Source organism: Brachybacterium halotolerans (genome assembly GCF_016623465.1).
Lineage (GTDB): Bacteria > Actinomycetota > Actinomycetes > Actinomycetales > Dermabacteraceae > Brachybacterium > Brachybacterium halotolerans.
In genome coordinates, this window is the sequence record NZ_JAEDAJ010000022.1 from 1 (window position 1) to 5,413 (window position 5,413).

A 5,413-nucleotide genomic window follows, 5' to 3' on the forward strand; every position below is an offset into this window, starting at 1 on the left:
GTGCGCGTGTTGTTTGAGATCTCAATAGCGTGTCTGTTTGTTGATGCCAAATTTTTTGTTTTGGCATGACGGATGATGTAGCAGATTTATATGAATGTGCTAGTCGTTTGTTTTGTCGGGATTATAGTTTTTCATTTTTTGATGGAGAGTTTGATCCTGGCTCAGGACGAACGCTGGCGGCGTGCTTAACACATGCAAGTCGAACGATGATGGCCGTGCTTGCACGGCTGGATTAGTGGCGAACGGGTGAGTAACACGTGAGTAACCTGCCCTCCACTTCGGGATAACCTCGGGAAATCGGGGCTAATACCGGATATGAGCACCTACTGCATGGTGGGTGTTGGAAAGTTTTTCGGTGGGGGATGGACTCGCGGCCTATCAGCTTGTTGGTGAGGTAGTGGCTCACCAAGGCGTTGACGGGTAGCCGGCCTGAGAGGGCGACCGGCCACACTGGGACTGAGACACGGCCCAGACTCCTACGGGAGGCAGCAGTGGGGAATATTGCACAATGGGCGAAAGCCTGATGCAGCGACGCCGCGTGAGGGATGACGGCCTTCGGGTTGTAAACCTCTTTCAGCAGGGAAGAAGCGAGAGTGACGGTACCTGCAGAAGAAGCGCCGGCTAACTACGTGCCAGCAGCCGCGGTAATACGTAGGGCGCAAGCGTTGTCCGGAATTATTGGGCGTAAAGAGCTTGTAGGTGGCTTGTCGCGTCTGCCGTGAAAACCCGAGGCTCAACCTCGGGCGTGCGGTGGGTACGGGCAGGCTAGAGTGTGGTAGGGGAGACTGGAACTCCTGGTGTAGCGGTGAAATGCGCAGATATCAGGAAGAACACCGATGGCGAAGGCAGGTCTCTGGGCCATTACTGACACTGAGAAGCGAAAGCATGGGGAGCGAACAGGATTAGATACCCTGGTAGTCCATGCCGTAAACGTTGGGCACTAGGTGTGGGGGACATTCCACGTTTTCCGCGCCGTAGCTAACGCATTAAGTGCCCCGCCTGGGGAGTACGGCCGCAAGGCTAAAACTCAAAGGAATTGACGGGGGCCCGCACAAGCGGCGGAGCATGCGGATTAATTCGATGCAACGCGAAGAACCTTACCAAGGCTTGACATGCACTGGACAGCTGCAGAGATGTGGCCTTCTTTGGACTGGTGCACAGGTGGTGCATGGTTGTCGTCAGCTCGTGTCGTGAGATGTTGGGTTAAGTCCCGCAACGAGCGCAACCCTCGTTCCATGTTGCCAGCACGTGATGGTGGGGACTCATGGGAGACTGCCGGGGTCAACTCGGAGGAAGGTGGGGACGACGTCAAATCATCATGCCCCTTATGTCTTGGGCTTCACGCATGCTACAATGGCCGGTACAATGGGTTGCGATACTGTGAGGTGGAGCGAATCCCAAAAAGCCGGTCTCAGTTCGGATTGGGGTCTGCAACTCGACCCCATGAAGTCGGAGTCGCTAGTAATCGCAGATCAGCAACGCTGCGGTGAATACGTTCCCGGGCCTTGTACACACCGCCCGTCAAGTCACGAAAGTCGGTAACACCCGAAGCCGGTGGCCCATCCCTTGTGGGGGGAGCCGTCGAAGGTGGGATCGGTGATTGGGACTAAGTCGTAACAAGGTAGCCGTACCGGAAGGTGCGGCTGGATCACCTCCTTTCTAAGGAGCATCACCAGTATTGGTGGCCGCTTGCCTGCCCGTTCGTGGTGGGGGTGGTTGCTCATGGGTGGAACATCAACGGACGGGCGCTTCGCTCGCTGGTCGTGTGGCTGTCGTAGTACTCCCCTTCGGGGGATGGAACGGATGGTCTGGCTGGTGGGTTTGAGGTGGAGGCACGCTATTGGGTTTTGAGGCTGCACGCAGCCCTGCCCCTCTTGTGGGGGGTGTGGGTGTGTGGCTGGTCCTCCCCGTCATGATCTGCCGGTTGGTGGGTTGTGGTGGTGTGGGGTTGTTTTTTGAGAACTGCATAGTGGACGCGAGCATCTTGTAAGCAATTTTTAGTGTCTTTGTGATATTTTTTTGTGTTGCCTAAGTCTTCAAGGGCGCACGGTGAATGCCTGGGCACGAGGAGCCGATGAAGGACGTAGGAGTCTGCGATAAGCCTCGGGGAGGTGACAACCGACCTGTGATCCGGGGATGTCCGAATGGGGAAACCCACCAGGGGTCATGCTCTGGTACCCGCCACTGAATGTATAGGTGGTGTGGAGGGAACGTGGGGAAGTGAAACATCTCAGTACCCACAGGAAGAGAAAACAATAGTGATTCCGTGAGTAGTGGCGAGCGAAAGCGGAGGTGGCTAAACCGGATCTGTGTGATACCCGGCAGGGGTTGCAGGTTCGGGGTTGTTGGGACGTGTCTGATTCTTCTGCCGGAGGGTCGACGTTTGGCATGCTGCTAGTCGAAGCCGTGGTGAGTGCGGTGGCGTAGAGGGTGTGACTCCCGTAGACGAAAGTGGTGTGTGGCGTGACGCTGTTCCCGAGTAGCACCGGGCCCGTGAAATCCGGTGTGAATCTGCCAGGACCACCTGGTAAGCCTGAATACTACCTCGTGACCGATAGCGGACAAGTACCGTGAGGGAAAGGTGAAAAGTACCCCGGGAGGGGAGTGAAATAGTACCTGAAACCGTGTGCTTACAATCCGTCGGAGCCTTACGGGGTGACGGCGTGCCTTTTGAAGAATGAGCCTGCGAGTTAGTGGTCGGTGGCGAGGTTAACCCGTGTGGGGTAGCCGTAGCGAAAGCGAGTCTGAACGGGGCGTTCAGTCGCCGGCTCTAGACCCGAAGCGAAGTGATCTATCCATGGGCAGTGTGAAGCGCGGGTAAGACCGCGTGGAGGCGCGAACCCACTTCAGTTGAAAATGGAGGGGATGACCTGTGGATAGGGGTGAAAGGCCAATCAAACTTCGTGATAGCTGGTTCTCCCCGAAATGCATTTAGGTGCAGCGTTGCGTGTTTCGTGCCGGAGGTAGAGCACTGGATAGGCGATGGGCCCCACCGGGTTACTGACCTTAACCAAACTCCGAATGCCGGTACGTGAGAGCGCAGCAGTGAGACGGTGGGGGATAAGCTTCATCGTCGAGAGGGAAACAGCCCAGAACATCAGCTAAGGCCCCTAAGCGTGTGCTAAGTGGAAAAGGATGTGGAGTTGCTGAGACAACCAGGAGGTTGGCTTAGAAGCAGCCACCCTTGAAAGAGTGCGTAATAGCTCACTGGTCAAGTGATTCTGCGCCGACAATGTAGCGGGGCTCAAGTACACCGCCGAAGCTGTGTCACTCCGGATTTGGTCCGGGGTGGGTAGGGGAGCGTCGTGCAGACTGTGAAGCTGCGGGGTAACCCAGTGGTGGAGGCTGCACGAGTGAGAATGCAGGCATGAGTAGCGAAAGACGGGTGAGAAACCCGTCCGCCGATTGATCAAGGGTTCCAGGGCCAGGTTAATCCGCCCTGGGTTAGTCGGGACCTAAGGCGAGGCCGACAGGCGTAGTCGATGGACATCGGGTTGATATTCCCGAACCGATCGTAGGAGGACCCATACCGAGGCGTGTGATGCTAACCACCCGAGTCTCCTCCATGTCCTTCGGGATGTGGGTGGGGGTGAGGCTGGGAACCAAGCATGTAGTAGGTCAGCGCATGGGATGACGCAGTGAGGTAGCTTCCGCGGACTTAATGGAATAGTCCGTCTAAGCGTGCAGCCCGCGCACCGGTAATGCGGTGCCGTATGGGGTGAGACGTGATGGGGATCCCGTATGGGCGTAGGTGAGTGATCCTGTACTGCCAAGAAAAGTTCCGGCGTGACGAATACGGTCGCCCGTACCCTAAACCGACTCAGGTGATCAGGTAGAGAATACCGAGGCGTTCGAGAGAATCGTGGTTAAGGAACTCGGCAAAATGCCCCCGTAACTTCGGGAGAAGGGGGGCCTGAGCAGTGAGAGCTGTGAGGGCCGCAGAGACCAGGGAGAAGCGACTGTTTACTAAAAACACAGGTCCGTGCGAAGTCGTAAGACGCTGTATACGGACTGACGCCTGCCCGGTGCTGGAAGGTTAAGAGGACTGGTTAGCGCCCTTGTGGTGCGAAGCTGAGAATTTAAGCCCCAGTAAACGGCGGTGGTAACTATAACCATCCTAAGGTAGCGAAATTCCTTGTCGGGTAAGTTCCGACCTGCACGAATGGCGTAACGACTTCTCCACTGTCTCAACCGCGAACTCGGCGAAATTGCATTACGAGTAAAGATGCTCGTTACGCGCAGCAGGACGGAAAGACCCCGGGACCTTTACTATAGTTTGGTATTGGTGTTCGGGACGGCTTGTGTAGGATAGGTGGGAGACTGGGAAGCATGGACGCTAGTTCGTGTGGAGTCGTTGTTGAAATACCACTCTGGTCGTTCTGGATTCCTAACCTCGGTCCGTGATCCGGATCAGGGACAGTGCCTGATGGGTAGTTTAACTGGGGCGGTTGCCTCCTAAAGAGTAACGGAGGCGCTCAAAGGTTCCCTCATCCTGGTTGGCAATCAGGTGTTGAGTGTAAGTGCACAAGGGAGCTTGACTGCGAGACAGACATGTCGGGCAGGTGCGAAAGCAGGAACTAGTGATCCGGCACCTCATTGTGGAATGGGTGTCGCTCAACGGATAAAAGGTACCCCGGGGATAACAGGCTGATCTTGCCCAAGAGCTCATATCGACGGCATGGTTTGGCACCTCGATGTCGGCTCGTCGCATCCTGGGGCTGGAGTTGGTCCCAAGGGTTAGGCTGTTCGCCTATTAAAGCGGTACGCGAGCTGGGTTTAGAACGTCGTGAGACAGTTCGGTCCCTATCCGCTGCGCGCGTTGGATATTTGAGAAGACCTGTCCCTAGTACGAGAGGACCGGGATGGACTGACCTCTGGTGTGCCAGTTGTTCTGCCAAGGGCATGGCTGGTTGGCTACGTCGGGAAGGGATAACCGCTGAAAGCATCTAAGCGGGAAGCCTGCTTCAAGATGAGATATCCGTGCACCCTTGTGGTGTGGGAGGCCCCCAGGAGATGACTGGGTTGATAGGCCAGATGTGGAAGCACAGTAATGTGTGGAGCTGACTGGTACTAATGGCCGATGACTTATCAACACAAAAATTTAGGGTTGTGTGCTGTGCTCGCGTCTACTGTGTGGTTCTCGGGAAACAACCCCGCGCATCCCTCGAAGTGGGGGGTGTGGTGGGCTGGTGTTGTCTCGTGGTGTTACGGCGGTCATAGCGTTGGGGAAACGCCCGGTTCCATTCCGAACCCGGTAGCTAAGCCCTTCTGCGCCGATGGTACTGCACTCGGGAGGGTGTGGGAGAGTAGGACGCCGCCGGACATTCCTTTGTGAATGAGGGTTGTGGCTCGTCACGAGCAGCTCCCTGGACTCGAGTGATCGGGTTCGGGTGGAGCGCGGTGACGAGCCACA

At 56.4% G+C, this 5,413-nt stretch carries 3 rRNA genes; all 3 read left to right on the top strand.

Annotated features, from left to right (window positions below):
- Window positions 1-138 precede the first annotated feature (138 nt).
- The 3 genes from I8D64_RS16950 (at window position 139) to rrf (ending at window position 5,323) form a co-directional block, all read left to right on the top strand.
- Window positions 139-1,659, top strand: a 16S ribosomal RNA gene (locus I8D64_RS16950).
- A 366-nt stretch (window positions 1,660-2,025) separates the two neighbouring features.
- Window positions 2,026-5,093, top strand: a 23S ribosomal RNA gene (locus tag I8D64_RS16955).
- Window positions 5,094-5,206: 113 nt separating this feature from the next.
- Window positions 5,207-5,323: ribosomal RNA gene (gene rrf, locus I8D64_RS16960) — 5S ribosomal RNA — on the top strand.
- Together the 16S, 23S and 5S rRNA genes form the textbook arrangement of a ribosomal RNA operon.
- Window positions 5,324-5,413 lie beyond the last annotated feature (90 nt).